13 protein-coding genes and 1 pseudogene are annotated in these 18996 nt (G+C 61.0%); 7 read left to right on the top strand and 7 right to left on the bottom strand.

Features of this window, described 5'->3' with window-relative positions:
* Positions 1-106: 106 nt before the first annotated feature.
* The 3 genes and pseudogenes from AC1DNK_RS10960 to AC1DNK_RS10950 all read left to right on the top strand — a co-directional run.
* A pseudogene (locus tag AC1DNK_RS10960) lies at positions 107-299 on the top strand (hypothetical protein); the annotation flags it as partial.
* Between the two features lie 112 nt (positions 300-411).
* Positions 412-1446, top strand: a complete 1035-nt coding sequence (locus tag AC1DNK_RS10955; RefSeq protein ID WP_112385973.1) for an aspartate-semialdehyde dehydrogenase — start codon at positions 412-414, stop codon at positions 1444-1446.
* Positions 1447-1636: 190 nt separating this feature from the next.
* On the top strand, positions 1637-2461 hold the full coding sequence (locus AC1DNK_RS10950) for a lytic murein transglycosylase (protein WP_112385974.1): 825 nt from the start codon (positions 1637-1639) through the stop codon (positions 2459-2461).
* Positions 2462-2508: 47 nt separating this feature from the next.
* On the opposite strand, the gene AC1DNK_RS10945 is transcribed toward AC1DNK_RS10950, so the two are convergent.
* The 3 genes from AC1DNK_RS10945 to pdxY form a co-directional block, all read right to left on the bottom strand.
* Positions 2509-4101: a GGDEF domain-containing protein gene (locus AC1DNK_RS10945; protein WP_477941043.1), complete on the bottom strand. Its 1593-nt coding sequence runs from the start codon at positions 4099-4101 to the stop codon at positions 2509-2511.
* Between the two features lie 91 nt (positions 4102-4192).
* Positions 4193-4834: a carbonic anhydrase gene (locus tag AC1DNK_RS10940; protein ID WP_112517881.1), complete on the bottom strand. Its 642-nt coding sequence runs from the start codon at positions 4832-4834 to the stop codon at positions 4193-4195.
* A 62-nt stretch (positions 4835-4896) separates the two neighbouring features.
* Positions 4897-5775: a pyridoxal kinase PdxY gene (gene pdxY / locus AC1DNK_RS10935; protein WP_310296586.1), complete on the bottom strand. Its 879-nt coding sequence runs from the start codon at positions 5773-5775 to the stop codon at positions 4897-4899.
* Between the two features lie 275 nt (positions 5776-6050).
* Between pdxY and AC1DNK_RS10930 the strand changes: the two genes are divergently transcribed.
* Both AC1DNK_RS10930 and AC1DNK_RS10925 read left to right on the top strand, forming a co-directional pair.
* On the top strand, positions 6051-10829 hold the full coding sequence (locus AC1DNK_RS10930) for an NAD-glutamate dehydrogenase (RefSeq protein WP_477941042.1): 4779 nt from the start codon (positions 6051-6053) through the stop codon (positions 10827-10829).
* 31 nt (positions 10830-10860) lie between these two features.
* A complete protein-coding gene (locus AC1DNK_RS10925; RefSeq protein WP_477941041.1) occupies positions 10861-12261 on the top strand; it encodes an MFS transporter in 1401 nt (466 codons plus the stop codon).
* A gap of 49 nt (positions 12262-12310) precedes the next feature.
* On the opposite strand, the gene purH is transcribed toward AC1DNK_RS10925, so the two are convergent.
* The 4 genes from purH to htpX all read right to left on the bottom strand — a co-directional run bounded on the left by purH (position 12311) and on the right by htpX (position 18145).
* The gene (purH, locus tag AC1DNK_RS10920; protein WP_477941039.1) at positions 12311-13927 is read right to left on the bottom strand and encodes a bifunctional phosphoribosylaminoimidazolecarboxamide formyltransferase/IMP cyclohydrolase; all 1617 of its coding nucleotides are present in this window, start codon (positions 13925-13927) and stop codon (positions 12311-12313) included.
* Positions 13928-14024: 97 nt separating this feature from the next.
* The gene (locus tag AC1DNK_RS10915; protein WP_477941038.1) at positions 14025-15698 is read right to left on the bottom strand and encodes a heparinase II/III family protein; all 1674 of its coding nucleotides are present in this window, start codon (positions 15696-15698) and stop codon (positions 14025-14027) included.
* A gap of 111 nt (positions 15699-15809) precedes the next feature.
* Positions 15810-17192: an RsmB/NOP family class I SAM-dependent RNA methyltransferase gene (locus AC1DNK_RS10910; protein WP_477941037.1), complete on the bottom strand. Its 1383-nt coding sequence runs from the start codon at positions 17190-17192 to the stop codon at positions 15810-15812.
* Positions 17183-18145: a zinc metalloprotease HtpX gene (gene htpX, locus AC1DNK_RS10905; protein ID WP_477941036.1), complete on the bottom strand. Its 963-nt coding sequence runs from the start codon at positions 18143-18145 to the stop codon at positions 17183-17185. Before htpX ends, AC1DNK_RS10910 begins: the two co-directional genes overlap by 10 nt.
* A gap of 110 nt (positions 18146-18255) precedes the next feature.
* Here htpX and AC1DNK_RS10900 point away from each other — a divergent pair, with 110 nt between their 5' ends.
* The gene (locus tag AC1DNK_RS10900) at positions 18256-18477 is read left to right on the top strand and encodes a DUF1674 domain-containing protein (protein ID WP_112385984.1); all 222 of its coding nucleotides are present in this window, start codon (positions 18256-18258) and stop codon (positions 18475-18477) included.
* A 48-nt stretch (positions 18478-18525) separates the two neighbouring features.
* Complete coding sequence (locus AC1DNK_RS10895) at positions 18526-18972, top strand: thermonuclease family protein (protein ID WP_477941035.1); 447 nt, start codon at positions 18526-18528, stop codon at positions 18970-18972.
* Positions 18973-18996: the final 24 nt, after the last annotated feature.

Here is an 18996-nt window from a genome sequence, read left to right as displayed (position 1 = left end):
AAAACCCCCGTTTTCGTTGCAGTAAATGAACAACGGGCCGGAGATAGCCCTGGGGGATGACATGTGGATGACACAGGTATGACAATCTGCCGCACCGGCACCAGGCTCTGGCCGCAGGCGCAAAAACCTTGACTCCTGTGGAAAACGTTTTATGAGCAACGGCGGAAAAGGAATTATCCATGGTTCGCTTCGAACACGCCATTGCTGCATGCAATGACCGGGCACTGAGTGCCGGGGTGGATATTGCCGTTCCGGTTTCTTCCAAAACCAAGGCCAAAACGACGACGAAAACCGTCTGACGTCTCTGGCCTGCCGCTCTCTCCCCGGCTCGGCTGGGGACAGGAAGCCGCGATGATTTCGCGCTTTCCCCCCCTCACCGGACAAGAGGAGAGAAGAGAAAGAGAGCTGAAAATGGGTTTCAAAGTAGCAGTCGCGGGAGCAACCGGAAATGTCGGCCGGGAAATGCTCAACATCCTCTCCGAGCGTGGCTTTCCGGCTGACGAAGTCGTAGCACTTGCCTCCTCGCGTTCGCAGGGCACGGAAGTGTCCTATGGCGACAAGACGCTGAAGGTCTTCAATCTCGAGAACTACGATTTCTCCGACACCGACATCTGCCTGATGTCTGCCGGCGGCGAAGTCTCCAAGAAGTGGTCGCCGAAGATCGGCCAGCAGGGCTGCGTCGTCATCGATAATTCCTCGGCCTGGCGCTATGATCAGGACGTGCCGCTGATCGTGCCGGAAGTAAACCCGGACGCCATCACCCAGTTCACCAAGCGCAACATCATTGCCAATCCGAATTGCTCGACCGCCCAGCTCGTCGTCGCGCTGAAGCCGCTGCATGATTTCGCCAAGATCAAGCGCGTCGTCGTCTCCACCTACCAGTCGGTCTCAGGCGCCGGCAAGGATGGCATGGACGAGCTCTTCAACCAGACGCGCGCCGTCTTCGTTGCCGATCCGATCGAGAACAAGAAGTTCACCAAGCGCATCGCCTTCAACGTCATTCCACATATCGATAGCTTCATGGAAGACGGCTATACGAAGGAAGAGTGGAAGGTTCTGGCCGAAACCAAGAAGATGCTCGACCCGAAGATCAAGGTCACCTGCACCGCAGTTCGCGTGCCTGTCTTCATCGGCCATTCGGAATCGGTCAACATCGAATTCGAAAACGAAATCACCGCCGATCAGGCCCGCGACATCCTGCGCGATGCACCGGGCTGCCTCGTCATCGACAAGCATGAGAACGGCGGCTACATCACGCCTTACGAATCTGCCGGTGAAGACGCCACCTTCATCTCGCGTATCCGCGAAGATGCGACGGTCGAAAACGGTCTCAACATGTGGGTCGTTTCTGACAACCTGCGCAAGGGCGCCGCTCTGAACGCCATTCAGATTGCCGAGCTTCTCGTCAATCGTGGCCTCATCAAGCCGCGCAAGCAGGCCGCCTGATACCGAATATTAACCATAGCTTGCTATCAGCCTCGCATGTCGTCAGACTTGCGGGGCTTTCTTTGAACCAGCCAGGCGGCAATCGTGCGGCAGGCGGCCAATCTCGCCAAAAGGTGATCGTGACAAAATCACCCTTGGCTGGCATTCTGCCCGGCATTCCAGCGACTGCAGATCGAGATCGGGGTTTCTCATGCGCATGACAAAATTCTTGGTGGCGGCCATCGCGGCGGTGGGCGCTTTCCATGCAGTTCCGGTAGCGGCCAACGCCGCGCAATGCGGCAATAATGGCGCCGGCTTCGATGCCTGGGTGCAGCAATTCAAGCAGGAAGCTGCAGCACAGGGCGTCAGCCAGTCGGTTCTGAGCCGTGCATTCGCCAACGTCGCCTACAATCGTCCGACGATTGCTGCCGACCGTGGCCAGAAGAGCTTCAAGCTGTCCTTCGACGCCTTCATGCAGAAGCGCGGCGGTGCGGCGATCATTTCCCGCGGCAAGGGCATGAAGCGCTCCAACCAGGCTCTCTTCACGTCGATCGAACGCCGCTACGGCGTGCCGGCCGGCCCGCTGATCGCGATCTGGGGCATGGAAACCGGCTTCGGCAGCTATATGGGCACGCAGCACACGCTGTCAGCCGTTTCGACGCTGGCCTATGACTGCCGCCGCTCGGACTATTTCACCGACCAGCTCTATGCTGCCCTGCAGCTCGTCTCTGAAGGCTATCTGAGCCCGCAGGCGCGCGGCGCCGCACATGGCGAGATCGGCCAGACGCAGTTCCTGCCGCGCAATGTCGTCCGCTTCGGTGCCGATGGCGATGGCGATGGCCGTGTCGACATGGTCGGCTCGCGTGCTGACGCGCTGGCGTCGACAGCAAACTTCCTGAAGGGTCACGGCTGGCGCGCAGGTGCCGGCTATCAGCCGGGCGAACCGAATTTCGTTGCTATCCAGGGCTGGAACGCGGCAACCGTCTATCAGCAGGCGATCGCCTATATCGGCCAGCAGATCGACGGCGGCCAGTAATCCACCCATTTGCAATTGAATTGAAGGCGCCGCTTGCGGCGCCTTTTTCATTTGGCCTCGGCTTTGACCATTGTGGCCTGCGGCACCAGCGGACCCGAGACGACACGGTTACGTCCGGACGCCTTGGCGGCATAGAGCGCCATATCGGCGCGCTTGACGAGATCTTCGAAATTGTGCGTGCCGCCGCCAAGCGTCCGGCCGGCGCAGCCGAAGCTCGCCGTCACCGAAAGACATTCGCCGCCGGGAAGATCGATCATCGCAGCCTCGATGGCAGTGCGAACGCCCTCGGCAATCTCTGCTGCCTCATCCGGCGACGCATCGGGCAGCAAGGCCAGAAATTCCTCGCCGCCATGCCGGACCAGCAGGTCGAAGCTGCGAAAATGCTGCTTGGCCGTTGCCGCGACATGGCGAAGCACGATGTCACCCGCATCATGACCATGAATATCGTTGATCTTCTTGAAGTGATCGAGATCAAAAAGCACGACGGAGATCCAGCGCGAACCGCTTTCCGCCTGGGCAAAGAGCGCTGCGGCAGCCGCCTCGAATCCACGGCGATTGTAGAGACCGGTCAGGAGATCCGTCTGCGCAGCGCTTCTGAGTTCGCCAACCAGCGCCTCGCGCTCGCGTGACAGGCGCGAGATCATCCTCAACCCCTTGGTCGCCAGCGTGGCAACGACACCAGCAAGAACGAGCAGACCGCCACAGAGAACGAGAACCAGCGTCATGTGAAGATGCGAACGCTTGGCGAGCGCCTCTCCAGTGCGGTGGATATCCGCAGCGGCTTCGCCGATCTTTCCCTTGAGAAAATCGATGCGTTCCGCCTGCGCGCGCGACCACTCGTCGCGAACGGCAGCATGCGGACGAGCTTCCCGCGTCAATATCGCGTCGGTCACGGCATCGGCACGAACCTGCGCTGGGCTCTTCAGATATTCCATGATCGCCGCAACCAGCGGCGACGAACTGTGAAACACCATATGGTCCATGCCCGCCGCCTGCATGGTTCTGCCCTGCATGAAGAGGTCACTGGAGCGAAGACTGTAATTGTGTTCGTTGAGGTAGCGCGTGCCGAGTGAGGTGATCAACCGCTCGGCATAATAGGTGAGCAGCACGCCCATCAGCTCGTTCGACTTTCCGAGCAGCACTGGATCCTGGATCAGCGGCGAGAGCGCATCGACGACGTCGAGCTGTTTCATCGCCGCCTGCCAATAGACATAGACGGGATCGCTCCCGGCATAGAGCCCGCGATCGACCGCCGCGCGGATAGAGACGATGCGGCTATAAGCCAGCGCGAGATTGGAAAGCTCGCCACCCAGGTTTCCGTCAAGCTGGTCGACCGGCGGCAGGCTACCTTTGAACTTCTGACGTTCGCTGTCGAGCTGCTGGCGGCTCTGCTGCATCGCTGCAGCGGTTTCGCTGCCTGGATGAGCGAGATACTGTCGCGTCGCGACGATCTCACCCAAAATTTCTGTCGCCGCAATCGTGCCGCCGCGCGCCAGCACGTCGGCGAAGCGGTAGTCCTTCTCAAGCGACAGATATTGATGAAATGACGAACGGACAACCAGAACGCCTTCGGCGACCATGAACATGAACGGCAGCAGGATTGCCGCCAGAATGATCTTGCTGGTTGTCTCAAATTTCATCGAAGGCCGCCGTAAGCCGGTGGTTGAGGGTGCCTGTCGATGAAATCTTAACGGGATTCCTTAAAGAACCCATAAACCTATAGGCTAAGGCCTATACTTCCGGACGGATAAAATCCCGGCTTTCCGCATCCATGACCCACAGTTCGCCGGTCGAGATATCGAACCAGGCGCCGTGCAAGGCAATCTTGCCTTCCTTCTCGAGGGCTTTGACCTCGGGGAAAGTCCGCAGATTGTTGATCGAGTTGCGGATTGATACACGCTCCAGCGCCGTCTGCCGCTCGGTCTGGGTCATGATATCATTGCTGCCGATCTGTTCGGCAGCGTCCTTCACCAGCGACATCCAGCGGCCAATGAAGTCACCCTGAGACAGCGGCTCAGCGCTTGGATCGAGGGCAGCTCGAATGCCCCCGCAACGGCCATGCCCCATCACCACGATGTCGGTCACCTTCAGCGCCTGCACGGCGAATTCCAGCGCCGCGGATGTGGCGTGAAAATGCCCGTCGGGTTCATAAGGCGGAACGAGATTGGCGACGTTGCGGATGACGAAGAGCTCGCCCGGACCGGCATCGAAGATCAACTCCGGTGCTGCGCGGGAGTCGCAACAGGCAATGACGAGTGTCGTCGGGTTCTGGCCGTTTTCCGCAAGTGTCTTGTATCGGTCGCGCGCGTCTGCGTAGCGCCCGCTCATGAAGTTGCGATAACCGTCCAGAAGTGTTCCAGGAAAACGCTGCATAGGATTTCGATTAACGCTTGGTGCGCAGAAGATCAACTGCTGCAGTGCAAAATGAGTCGTTGCTATTTCTTGCGCCGCTGTGCCGGATGCAGCAAATGGCGCATCTGCACCATCGCCATCGGCGTTGCGAGGCTCGATGCGTCACTCGCCAGCGTCAACTCGTCGCTGCCGCGCTTGACCGCCCGCGCCAAAACTTCATAGACACTGGCCGTTGCCAGTTGCAGCGCCTTTTCATCATCCATGCCGGAAAGCAGCCGCGACAGGAAAAGAGCCGCAAGAAGATCGCCGAGCCCGTTCGGTGGATTATCGATGAGCCTGTGCTCGGCCAGCAGCGCATGCCGGCCCGAGAGATAGAGATTGCCGGTCCCACCCGTCATCATCGGCACTGCCGACGTGACCAGCATTCGCGACGGACCGAGTGATAGCGCCGCCTCCATCACCGCCGTGTTGTCATCGAGCGGCGCGCCTGCCATCCAGGCAAGCTCGTAGCGGTTCGGTGTTGCCAGAGATGCAAGCGGGATCAGGTGATCGCGGATTGCTTCGGCTGTCGCCTGCGGAACATAGAGACCGCCGAGATCGCCCATCACCGGATCGCAGACATAGAGCAGATCGGGATTGTCCTGGCGCAGTGCGCCGATCAGCCGGGCGACGGATTTGGCCTGTGCGGCATTGCCGAAATAGCCTGTCAGCACTGCCTTCACTTCGCCGATCCAGGGCGCCCTGATCAGGTCGTCGATCGCCGCATCGAAATCGGCCTCGGCAAATGTCAGCCGCGTCGAGCGCCCGTGACCGGGATGCCATGGAAGCACGACCGTCGGCAGGGCCCAGACCTGGTGTCCCAGCGTCTCCAGCGCAAAGACGGCGGCACGGTTGCCGACCGAACCACGCACGACATGGCTTGAAATGACGATGACCGTTCCGGCGGTGGTATTTTCTGGCATGGTGATAGCCCTGAACCTGATGCGCAGTTGATCCACTTTTTACGCCACGCCTGTCAACCATTGTTCATCTCTGCGTGGAAAGGTCGCGAAGCAGCAGTCCAAAGTCGGCCGCAAACAATATTAGTCGAATCGAATAAGCGGAGATTCTTCCGAATTCTGACAAAAACAGGGGCCAGAACGAACGAAAGCTGCCATCAAGCGGCCTCTTTTAGAGATTTTTTCGGCAAATCTTCTGATATTTTGCACCAAATCGAACAGATCGGGGAACATCTGAAATGGCTGCCAGACACAATCCGAAACGCGAGAAACAGATCGAGAGCGCAAAAAAGATTGCTGCCGCCACCGGCGACAAGCATCTGCAGCCCGAAGTTCTGTTCGGCCGCGCCAGCGGGGATGACCTCGATCTCTATACGCCCGAAATGCTCGCCCTCTCCGCCATCCATTCGGCGCGCGAGTTGAAGGCCTGGAACGGCAGGACGCCCCGCGTCAGCATCGAGACAGTAGCCGACGTCGAGCCGTCAGGCGTTCCGGTCTCCATTCTGACGGTCACCGACCACAACATGCCATTTCTCTATGAATCGGTCATGGGCGAGGTCACCAGCACCTATCGCGACCTCTACATGGCGGTGCATCCGATTCTGGTGCTTGAAGACGGCAAGGAGCCGGGGCTTTATTCCGCCGACGAGCCAAGTGATCCGGCCTCGCGCGTCAGCCACATCCAGATCCACCTTTCGCCGCTGACACCGGCGCAGTCCTCCGATCTGCAGAAGCGCATCAAGACCGTTCTCGAACAGGTGCAGCAGGCGGTTTCCGACTGGAAACCGATGCTCTCGAAACTCGACACCGCCATCGACGAGCTCCGGGAATATAGCGCCAGCCGCAAGAAAGCCGATCGCGACGAAGCGCTCGCCTTTCTGACATCGCTGCGCGACGAGAACTTCACCTTCCTCGGCATGCGCGAATACGTCTATTCGGGCAAGGGTGCCGGCGCCAAGGTGGAGCGCGACAAGGGTACCGGCCTCGGCATTCTCTCCAATCCAGACGTTCTGGTTCTGCGCACCGGCAAGGACGCGGTGACGACCACGCCCGAGATCCTAGCCTTCCTTGATGGCCCGGAATTTCTGATCGTCACCAAGGCCAACGTCAAATCGGTGGTCCATCGCCGCGCCTATATGGATTACGTCGGCGTCAAGCGCTTCGACAAGAATGGCAACGTCACCGGCGAACTTCGTATCGTCGGCCTGTTCACGTCGACAGCCTACACATCCTGGGCGTCGGAAATCCCACTGCTGCGATCGAAGATCGCCAAGGTGAAAGAGCATTTCGGCTTCGATCCGATGAGCCATTCCGGCCGCATGCTCGACAACACGCTGGAATCTTACCCGCGCGACGATCTCTTCCAGATCGATACGACGCTGCTGTCGAGCTTTGCCGAGCAGATCAACGACCTCGCAGACCGGCCGCGTGTCCGCGTTCTGCCGCGCATCGACCATTTTGACCGTTTCGTCTCCGTCATCGTCTACGTCCCGCGCGAGGAATATGACTCGATCGTCCGCGAGAAGATCGGTACCTATCTGAAGACCATTTATGACGGCCGCGTCTCCGCCTATTACCCGGCCTTCCCCGAAGGCGGCGTCGCCCGCGTCCACTTCATCATCGGCCGCTCCGGCGGCAAGACGCCGCGCATTCCGCAGGCGAAGCTGGAAGAGGCGATCCGGGCGATCACCGCCCGCTGGGATAACCGCTTCGAAATGCTGGCAGGGCCGAAGGCGCCGAAAATCGGCGTCAGCAATGCCTTCCAGGAGGCTTTCACGCCTGACGAAGCGGCTGGTGACCTCGCCGATATCACCGCTTGCGCCGGCGGCGAGCCGATCCGCATCGAATTCTACTACCGCAACGACGACGAGCGCGGCAGCATCCTGTCGCTGAAGATCTTCCACTGCGGCGAGCAGCTGCCGTTGTCCCGCCGTGTGCCGCTTCTTGAAAATCTCGGCTTCAACGTCCTCAGCGAGCGCACCTTCGACATCGAAGTACCGGCTGCGAACGGCGCGATCAACATCGTCGTCCTGCACGACATGGAGCTCGAAGCCCGCAGCGGCAACGCGATCGACCTCCCGCGCTTTGGCGCGGCGCTGGAAGAAGCTTTCGTCGCCGCCTTCAACGGCACCATCGACAATGACAGCTTCAACCGTCTGATCCTTTCCGCAGGGCTTTCGGCACGCGAGACCAATGTGCTGCGCGCTTACTCGCGCTATCTGCGCCAGGCGGGTATCGCCTATTCGCAGGATTACATTGCCGCGACGCTCGACAAATATCCGGACATCGCCGCCGCCACCTTCCGTCTCTTCCATGAAGCGATGGACCCGGCGCTGGCCGAAAAGCCGCGTCTCAAGAGGCTGGGCGATCTGCATCAGTCGATCGAAGCATCGCTGGCCGATGTCCCGAGCCTCGACGACGACCGCATCCTGCGCCGCTATATCAACGTCGTCGATGCGACGCTGCGCACCAACTATTTCCAGCGCAACGAGGATGGCTCGCCGAAGGCGATGCTCGCGTTCAAGCTCGATCCGCATCTCGTCGACGGCTTGCCGCAGCCGTTGCCCTTCCGCGAAGTGTTCGTCTATGGCGTCGAGGTCGAAGGCGTCCATCTGCGCTTCGGCAAGGTCGCCCGTGGCGGTCTCCGATGGTCGGACCGTGCCGAAGACTACCGCACCGAAGTGCTCGGCCTGGTGAAAGCCCAGCAGGTCAAGAACGCGGTCATCGTCCCCGTCGGAGCCAAGGGCGGCTTCTATCCGAAGAAACTGCCTGCAGGCGGCACGCGCGACGAGATCTTCAACGCGGGGCGCGAAGCCTACAAGACCTATATCCGCACGCTGCTGTCGATCACCGACAACATCTCGGGCACCGAAATCGTGCCGCCGGCCAAGACCGTGCGCATCGACGGCGACGATCCCTATTTTGTCGTCGCCGCCGACAAGGGCACAGCGACCTTCTCCGACACCGCCAACGCGCTGGCGCAGGAAGCCGGCTTCTGGCTCGACGATGCCTTTGCGTCGGGCGGTTCGGCCGGTTACGACCACAAGAAGATGGGCATTACCGCCCGCGGCGCCTGGGAGACCGTCAAGCGCCACTTCCGCGAGATGGATATCGACATCCAGACAACGCCCTTCACCGTCGCCGGCGTCGGCGACATGTCCGGCGACGTCTTCGGCAACGGCATGCTGCTCTCGCCGAAAATTCGCCTGCTCGCCGCCTTCGACCATCGCGATATCTTCATCGATCCCGATCCGGATATGGACAAGACGCTGGCCGAACGCCAGCGGCTCTTCAATCTCGCGCGCTCCAGCTGGCAGGACTTCGACAAGTCGGTGCTCTCCAAGGGTGCGATGATCATTTCGCGCGCCGCGAAGTCCGTGACGCTGACCGCAGAGGCCGCCGCCGCAATCGGCATCGACAAAACGGTCGCGACACCGTTCGAAATCATGACGGCCATCCTGAAGAGCCCGGTCGACCTGCTGTGGTTCGGCGGCATTGGTACCTACGTGAAGGCCGCGGCTGAAACCGATACGGAAGTCGGCGACCGCGCCAACGACCCGATCCGCATCATTGCCGACGATGTCCGCGCCAAGGTCATCGGCGAGGGCGCCAATCTCGGCGTCACCCAGAAGGGCCGCATCGCCTACGGCATGAAGGGTGGCCGCAGCAATTCCGACGCCATCGACAACTCCGCCGGCGTCAATACCTCGGACGTCGAGGTCAATATCAAGATCGCGCTCGCAAATGCTATGCATGACGGCCGCCTGACGCGCCCGAAGCGCGACCAGCTGCTGTCATCGATGACCGATGAAGTCGCAAGCCTCGTTCTGCGCAACAACTATCTCCAGTCGCTGGCGATCTCGTTGACGGAACGCAAGGGAACCGGCAACGGCCTCGAGCTCGCCCGCTTCATGACCGTGCTCGAATCCGCCAAGCAGCTGAACCGCAAGGTGGAGACGCTGCCTGACGACGCGACGCTTGCCGAGCGTTATGCGGCCAACAAGCCGCTGACCCGCCCGGAAATCGGCGTTCTGCTATCCTACGCCAAGATCGTTCTCTTCGACGCCCTGATTATCAGCGATCTGCCCGATGATCCGTATTTTGCCTCGACGCTGTCGAACTACTTCCCGGCGAAGATGCAGAAGACCAACGGCTCCGACATCACCAGCCACCGGCTGAAGCGTGAAATCGTCGCCACCGTGCTCGCCAACGAGGCGATCAATCGCGGCGGCCCGGCCTTTGCCGTCAGCATGGTCGATGCGACAGCCGCTTCTGCGGCCGAAGTCGTCCGCGCTGCGATCATCGCCCGCGACGGTTTCGACCTCAACCGCCTCTGGAGCGAAACGGACGCGCTCGACGGCAAGATTTCCGGCCAGACGCAGAACCGCGTCTACGACGAAATCAGCCAGAGCTTCACCGTTCTGACCCGGCTGATGCTGAAAACGGGCATGGCCAAGGGTGACATCGCCGAAACGGTTAGCCGGCTGCAGGCTGCCCTCAAGAAACTGAAGCCATCGTTCCCGGCGCAGGCCCCTGTCGAGTTCGAAGCACGCCAGACGGAGTATCAGGAAGCAGGTCTTCCGGAGAAACTGGCAGCCGACATTACCGGGCTGCCAGGCTTTGCGCTCGTGCCTGAGATCATGCAGATTGCCGAGCGCACCGGCGAGCCGCTGGCGCGCGCCGCGGAGAGCTACTTCGCCGTCTCGCAGACCTTCCGGATCGGCAGGCTGCTTGCTGCGGGCGGGCGCATCGTCACCTCGGACCACTATGAAAATCTGGCGCTTGCACGCAGCATCGACCAGATCGCCGGCGCCCGCCGCGACATCGTCATCTCCGCACTCTCGGATCACGGCAAGGAAAAGCTGCCGGTTCAGGCATGGCATGCGGTCGATCGCATCAGGATCAATCGCATCACCGAGGAACTCTCCAGTCTCAGCGATAGCGGCGAGCCGAATCTCGCCCGCATCACCGTCGCCGCGGGCCTTCTGACCGATCTTGCGCGCGACCGGACGAGGTGACACAGTCCGCCGCGACAATGGGAGCGGATGCGTGAGCAGAATTGACTGGACGGGAGACGGAACTCCGGCGCCGCATAAGGCGCCGGGGAGGGGCATCTGGGGCTGGATGTTTTTCGATTGGGCGGCCCAGCCGTTCTTCACGGTCGTCACCACCTTCATCTTCGGTCCTTACTTTGTCTCCCGGCTGACCTCTGATCCGGTCCATGCGCAAGCCATGTGGAGCAACACGGCAACGATCTCCTCGGTGATCATCGCGGTCCTGTCGCCAATCCTGGGCTCGATCGCCGACCAATCCGGCGCCCGCAAACCCTGGATCGCCTTCTTCGCGGTCATCAAGATCACTGCGCTCTTCGGCCTTTGGTTCGCGGCTCCCGGCTCGCCCGTCATCTATCCGATCATCTTCATGATTCTGGCATCGATCGCCGCTGAGTTCTCGATCGTCTTCAACGATTCGATGATGCCGCGGCTGGTGAGCAAGGATGAGGTCGGCCGCTTGTCCAACACTGCCTGGGGCCTTGGCTATCTTGGCGGGATGATCGTGCTGATCGCAGTCGTCGCTCTACTGGCTGGTAGCCTGGAAACCGGCAAGACCTTGCTGGGGATGGATCCGCTTTTCGGCCTCGATGCCCATAGTGGCGAAGACGCCCGCATCACCGGACCGATTTCGGCCGTCTGGTATCTGATCTTCATCATTCCGATGTTTCTTTTCACGCCCGATGCGCCAAAGGGCGTTCCGCTCGGACGTGCGGTGACGACCGGGTTTGCCGAGCTCCGCAACACAATCGGCGAGCTCAAGCACCGCAAGGGCATCCTGAAGTTCCTGATCGCGCGGATGATCTACCAGGACGGCGTCAACGGTCTGCTGATCCTCGGCGGCACCTTCGCCGCCGGTATGTTCGGTTGGGCCACCATCGAGATCGGCCTTTACGGCATCATCCTTAACGTCGTCGCGATCTTCGGCTGCATCATAGCCGGGCGCGTCGATCAGCGGATCGGCTCGAAAGTGACGATCGTCATCAGCCTGACAATGCTGCTGCTTGCCACGATCGGCATCATTTCCACCGGGCCGGGCTATACGCTCTTCGGCGTGATCGAGCTGCCGGTCGCCGACTCAGGCGGATTTTTCGGCACCGCCGCAGAGAAGGCCTATATTCTCTACGGCCTTCTGATCGGCCTTGCCTTCGGCCCGGTTCAAGCCTCTTCGCGATCCTATCTCGCCCGCAGCGTCAGCCTGGAAGAGGCCGGCCGCTATTTCGGGATCTACGCGCTCTCAGGGCGCGCGACGAGCTTCATGGCAACACTGCTGTTCTCGATCGTTACCTATTCCAGCGGTTCTGCCCGGCTCGGCATGGCTACGCTGATAATTTTCCTGCTGGGCGGCCTGATCCTTCTGTTCACCACGCCATATCCGGCCGACAAACAGAAAGCCTGAACGAAAAAACCCCGGCGCAAGGCCGGGGTTTTCAATTCAGTTATCCGTCTCAGTGGCGGAAGTGCCGCATCCCGGTAAACACCATCGCAACATTGTGCTCGTTTGCCGCGTCGATGACCTCCTGGTCACGCATAGAACCGCCGGGCTGAATCACCGCGGTGGCACCTGCCGCAATCATCGACAGCAGGCCATCGGCAAAGGGAAGGAAAGCCTCCGAGGCAACTGCAGAGCCGTGCGTCATCGGAACAGGAAGACCGAGCGCCTTGGCAGCCTCTTCAGCCTTCAGCGCCGCGATTCGGGCGGAATCGACGCGGCTCATCTGGCCGGCACCGATACCCGCGGTCTGGCCGTTCTTGGCGTAGACGACGGCATTCGATTTCACATGCTTGCCGACCTTGAAGGCAAACTTCATGTCCTCGAGCTCCTGAGCCGTCGGCGCACGCTTGGTGACCACCTTGAGCTCGAGGTCCTCGACCATGCCATTGTCGCGGCTCTGGACGAGAAGACCGCCGGAAACGGTCTTCGCCGTGAGGCCGGCAACGCGCGGATCGGGCAATCCGCCGGCCGAAAGCAGGCGCAGGTTCGGCTTGCGGGCGACGATCGCCTTGGCTTCCTCGGTCACATCAGGCGCGATGATGACTTCGGTGAAGAGCTTGATGATCTCTTCCGCCGTCGCGGCATCCAGCGTCTGGTTCAGCGCGATGATGCCGCCGAAGGCCGAGACAGAATCGCAGGCAAGCGCCCGGCTGTAGGCCTCGACGAGGCTTGACCCCGTGGCGACGCCGCAGGGATTGGCATGCTTGATGATGGCGCAGGCGGGAGACTTCTCCGGCAGGAACTCGGAAACGAGCTCATAGGCGGCATCGGTATCGTTGATGTTGTTGTAGGAGAGCTGCTTGCCCTGGATCAGCGCTGCCGTCGAAACGCCCGGGCGCTGTTCGCCGGTAACGTAGAAGGCGGCCTTCTGATGCGGGTTTTCACCGTAGCGCATCTCTTCCTTCAGCACGCCGCCGATCACGCGATGGCGCGGGGTATCGATCGAGAGAGYCTCCGCGAACCAGTTCGAGATCATCGCGTCATAGGCGGCCGTGCGGGCATAGGCCTTTGCGGCCATGCGCTGGCGGAAAGCATAGCTCGTCTGTCCGGCATCCTCGGCAAGCTGCTGCAGCAGCTCGGCATAATCGGATGGATCGGTGAGGATGGTCACATAGGCATGGTTCTTTGCCGAAGCGCGGATCATCGCCGGGCCACCAATGTCGATATTCTCGACCGTCGTCGGATAGTCACCGCCGGCAGCGCGGACTTCCTCGAACGGATAAAGGTTGATGACGGCGATATCGATGCCTTCGATGCCGTGCTTTTTCATCGCGTCCTGATGCTCGGCATCGTCGCGAATGGCGAGCAGGCCGCCATGAACCGTCGGATGGAGCGTCTTGACGCGGCCGTCCATGATCTCAGGGAAACCGGTCGCCTCGGAAACGTCGGTGACGGCAAGGCCGGCCGCAGCAATTGCCTTGTGCGTGCCGCCGGTCGAGAGCAGGCGGACGCCCTTGTCCGACAGCGCCTTGGCAAGCTCCACGATACCCGTCTTGTCGGAGACGGATAGCAGCGCGGTCTTAACCTTGACCTTGTCGGGGGCGGGGATCTTCTTGGAAATGACGGCCATGAACCTTCTCCGTTCGGGGTTCGGGAGACATCCGGCGAGGGACGTATAGGATTATGGCGCCGCGTTAGCACGAGCGCTGCCGCCGCGTAAATGCCGACTAGCTCTTACGGGACAGAAACCAGCGAATTTCGGGCTTTTCGGCAAAATCGAAATCGATTTCGATCTGGTCGGAGCCGCAGATGCCCGAGGCGTCGGCAAAGAAGATATCTTCCGAAATCAGCACTTCATTGCCCGGCGACGAGAAGAGCCAGCTTTCGCCATCCGGCGCGGTCATCAGAACGGACTCGCGATCATTCTGTTTCAGATTGATTGCCGGATGGACATGAAACCTGACTGCGGCCTTCAACGGATCGTCGCTGACGCGCCCGTCAGGCAGCACAAGGCGGTCGCGGCCGGCAACGATCGCGCCTGTGGCGTTCATCGAGATTTCGCGCTCATGCAGAACCCCGAAGCCACGAAGATAGCCATCGTGGCTCATCTTCAGCCCGTCACGTCCGTCCTCGGTTTCCGCCCGCTCGACAGTAACGTTCTCTACGGTTTCCGTCATCCGGTGGCCGAGAAACTCCGACGTCGAGAAGCGGCTGGAGGAGGTATCGTTGAGCGTCACCGTCGAATGCGTGGCGGTGGTACGCGCCATCTGCACGTAACGGCGGCCTGCGAATTTCGGAGACCCGGAATTGACAATGAAACGATATCGTCCCGACGACATTTCGAACGAAAGGCATCCGGCATGCGCCGTGCGCGACAGCTCGCCGGTTGGCGGCGATCCGGTATCGGCGATCACGACCGTCTTTCCCGCAGCAAGCCGCTGGTACCGGGAATGCGGCATTGCCTTGAACGGCTGGCCCGCCGTCTCATCGTAGCGCAGCACGGACATCAGCTCGTTGGCGAGCGTTGACGTTGCACCATTGAAGAGCGCCAGATCGCCATCCTGATGCCGGAAGAAGCGAAGCGCCGGATACATCCGATCGATGCCTGAAATCAGCTTCTGCGGCAGATCGTGACCAAGATTGACATAGGTCTGACGCAGCGGCAGCAGGTCTAGCAGCAGCTCAAGACCGGCGCGCGGATTGCGCGATATGTGGCCACCGTCAGGAAGGATCTGCAGATCGAACTCGTTATCGAGCGCCAGTGCGGCCTTCCGCAGCGGGCCTGCCCGCGTCGGCATGGCGATAGACGCCATCGCGAGGGCGATCCGCAGCCGGAACAGAACCTCACCCGCCGGCGCATAAGGCGCCATCCTACGTAGGAAACGCACCTGAAAAGCCAGCGAACGCATGAACCGGCGATAAAAACCGCGGTCGGCATTCTGCAGGACGACGGGTGAATGCGAGAGCCAGGCGATGACGCGCTGCGCCGTCACGTCGATTTCCCAGGCAACGCCTTCGATCCGGCCGGAATGCAGCGACAGCCAGCTATCAACGATCGAACGGGCGATCAGCGACGCGCGCTCGCTCTTGTAGGCCCGCATGTGGCGCAGCCATCCGAAACCATGCAGCCGGTTGGCGAAGGCGCGTGAAGGCAGCGTGAAGGTGAAGGGCGACTTGCCGTTGGTCTCGAGAAGGCGGCTCGCGAGCGGAAAGCGCCCGTTCATGATCTCGTCGGCAACGTGGGAATCGATTGCCCGCAAATCCGTCGGCGCGACAATCAGGCGTTCGGGCGCCTGGATGGTATGGCGGAAGAGGCGCAGGCGCACCAAGGCGGCACGGCGCGACAAGCGCCGCCAAGCCTCCCGAACATACAAAGTCGAAAAACGCCCGCCGGATTGCATATTTATTTTCTATTGACCCTCGTTATTAAGAATAGGTGAACGAGAGCAGCTTTCACCGGTAAGGCTGCATTAATTTGTGACAAGGATGAAATATAAGAGACCGTCTTGCAATCAGGCAACACGTCGCAACATCGCGGCGTAGAAGCCGTCGAGGCCGGACGCGACGCCACCGGCCATCGGCAGCATCACCGGCGTGGTTCTGAAATCGCCAACCGGGCTGATCGCCTGTTCGAGACCCGGCCACGCCGCCGGATCGATCGGCACCCTCGCCACACCGGGCATATCGGCAAGCACGCGCGCAACAACGTCTTCGCCTTCGGCAGGATCGAGCGAGCAATTCGAAAACACGATAACGCCATTGGGCTTCAACAGCGTCAGCGCGTGCCTCAGCAACCGCTCCTGAACACCGGCAAGCTTGCTGATCTCTTCGGCCCCCTTCGTCCAAAGCACATCGGGGTGACGACGCGTCGTACCAGTCGAGGAGCAGGGCGCATCAAGCAGGATCGCGTCGAAACCCTCATCCGGCTGAAATTTGGTCAAGTCGGTCGCAAGGGTCTCAGCCTGCAGCCCTAGACGCGCGAGATTGGAGCGCAGACGCTTCAGCCGGCTCTCCGATTGGTCGATCGCGGTGACATCGCCACCCGCAAGAATAAGCTGGGCCGTCTTGCCACCGGGAGCAGCGCAGAGATCGGCAACGCGCTTGCCTGTCAGATCACCGAACAGCTTTGCCGGGATGCTGGCGGCGGCGTCCTGCACCCACCATTCACCATCCTCGAAGCCTTCCAGAGACGGAATGCTGCCATCGAAGGCCGCGAGACGAACGCCGCCCGTCGGCAGCACCGCGCCGTTCAGCCGCGCCGCCCAACCCGCAGCATCCGATTTGACGGTCAGATCGATTGCGGCAGGTTCCAGCTGCGATTCCGAGATCGCCAGCGCCGCATCCTTGCCATAGGCCTTCCTGAGCCGCGCCAAGAACCAGTCGGGCATTGCCGGGACATCGGCGACGGAAGCGAGAATTTCCTCCTTCTCGCGGCCGATACGGCGGAGAATGGCATTGACCAGCTTGGCAAAGCGGCGGTTGCGGGGATCACCGTTCGCCTGCTCGACGGCGAGATCGACCGCCGAATGGTCGGGCACGTCAAGATAGAGGATCTGCGCCGCGCCAACGGCAAGAACGTGATGCAGCGCCCGCGCGCCCTCCGGAAGCGGCGTATCGAGAAGCGAAGCGATGGCCGCATCGATCCGCGGCATATGCCTCAGCGCGCTGTTCAGAATGGCACGAACCAGCGCGCGATCGTTTTCACCGAGCGCCTTGTAGGCAGGATTGCCGTTCTCATGGTCGAGCGCGCCATCGAGCGGCAGCTTCTTGTCGACGACGGCCGCCAGAATCTTGACCGCGGCCGACCGCGCCTGCAGGCCGGGCTTGGCGGGGGCACGTTCCGAATGGCTGCTGCTGTTTTTGAAGGGCTTCTTGCCGTTTGAATTCAAGACCACGGACCTTTTGGCGGTTGCGAACCACCGCGGCCAACACCGGTATCCGGAACCGAACGCGATTTCCGCGACGGATTAGCAGTCCGCACGGGTGGCGTCGAGATATTGATGCCGCCAGCCGCCATTTCCCGCAGTGCCGCAATGCGGTTCTCCGTGTTCGGATGGGTCGAGAATAGATTGTCCATACGCTCGCCGGAGAGTGGATTGATGATGAACATATGCGCGGTCGCCGGATTGCGCTCGGCATCGTAGTTCGGAACCTGCGCCGCACCGCGGGCAATCTTGCCGAGAGCGGAAGCAAGCCAAAGCGGATTGCCGCAGATCTCCGCGCCGCGCCGGTCAGCCGAATATTCGCGCGTCCGGCTGATCGCCATCTGCACCAGCATCGCCGCCAGCGGTGCAACGATCATGGCGGCCAAGACACCGATGAAGCCGAGCGGATTGTTGTTGTTCTCGCGATTTCCGCCGAAGAAGAAGGCAAAGTTGCCAAGCATCGAGATCGCACCGGCGAGCGTCGCAGTGATCGTCATCGTCAGCGTGTCGCGGTTCTGGACGTGGGCGAGCTCATGCGCCATGACACCGGCGACCTCTTCCGGCGACAGGGCCTGCAGCAGCCCGGTGGAGGCGGCAACCGCCGCATTCTCGGGATTGCGACCGGTCGCAAAGGCGTTCGGCTGCGGATTGTCGTAGAGATAAACCTTCGGCATCGGCAGACCGGCATTCTGCGCCAGACCCCGGACGATCCGGTAGAACTCCGGCGCGTTACGCTCATCGACCTGCTGCGCCCGGTAAGCCGACAGAACCATGTTGCCGGAATTCCAATAGGAGAAAAAGTTCATGCCCGCCGCAATCAGGAAGGCGATCATCATGCCGCCACGGCCGCCGATCAGAAATCCGACAAACATGAACAGGGCCGTCATGAAGGCAAGCAACATGGCAGTGCGAACGAGGTTCATCGAGGTCTCCGTCTCCTATGATCGGTATTGAGGGTTCCAATCGGCGCCCCAGCGCACTATGATTTGGTTATTCGCCCGCCATTTTCAATGTTTTCCGGCAGGAGAGCGCCATGCAGTCAGCCGACAACGACAATACCGAAAGCCAAGCCGCGGACAGCACCGCGCCACGCAAGGTATTGTCGCCTGCCGCCAAGCGGGCGCTGGCCGAAGCAGAGGAACGCCGGCGCAACGCCGCCCCGCTGGAATTGCCGCCAGAGATCGGCGGCCGCGGCGGCGCCGAGCCTGCACGCTTCGGCGATTACGAGATCAACGGCCGCGCCATCGATTTCTAAGTAAATATTCCTATTGACTGCGTCAGAAAATCGGAATTTATTCCTTGAATGAGGAAGCTGATCCCGATTATTTTTGGCCTATGCCTGATCCCGGCTTCAGGCGCGGGCGGCGAAAAGGTTGCCGGTCCTGTCGCGGCCGAGATCATCAGGGTCATCGACGGCGATACGATACTGATGGAAGCGACGCCATGGCCGCAACAGCGGATCGAGGTTTATGTCCGCATCCGCGGCATCGACACCCCTGAAATCAAGTCGAAATGTCCGGCCGTCAGGCGCGCGGCGGAAGAAGCGCGTCTTGCGCTGGATGCGATGGCAGCCGCTTCACCGCATGTGCTGCTGACCAATATCAGCGGCGATAAATATTTCGGCCGGATCGTCGCCGATATTTTGTTCGAAGATGGGCGGAATCCGACTCACGAAATGATGGAAGGCGGTTTGGCCACTGGCTACGATGGCGAGCATAAGCCGCGTATCGCCTGTACCAGCAACGATTGAAAAAGCCGCCCCGCGTGAGCGGAG

The sequence above is a fragment of the Rhizobium sp. 01N424 genome, from assembly GCF_056399485.1.
The sequence above is the reverse complement of the archived record's forward strand: the minus strand, read 5'-3'. Positions and strand labels throughout refer to the sequence as shown.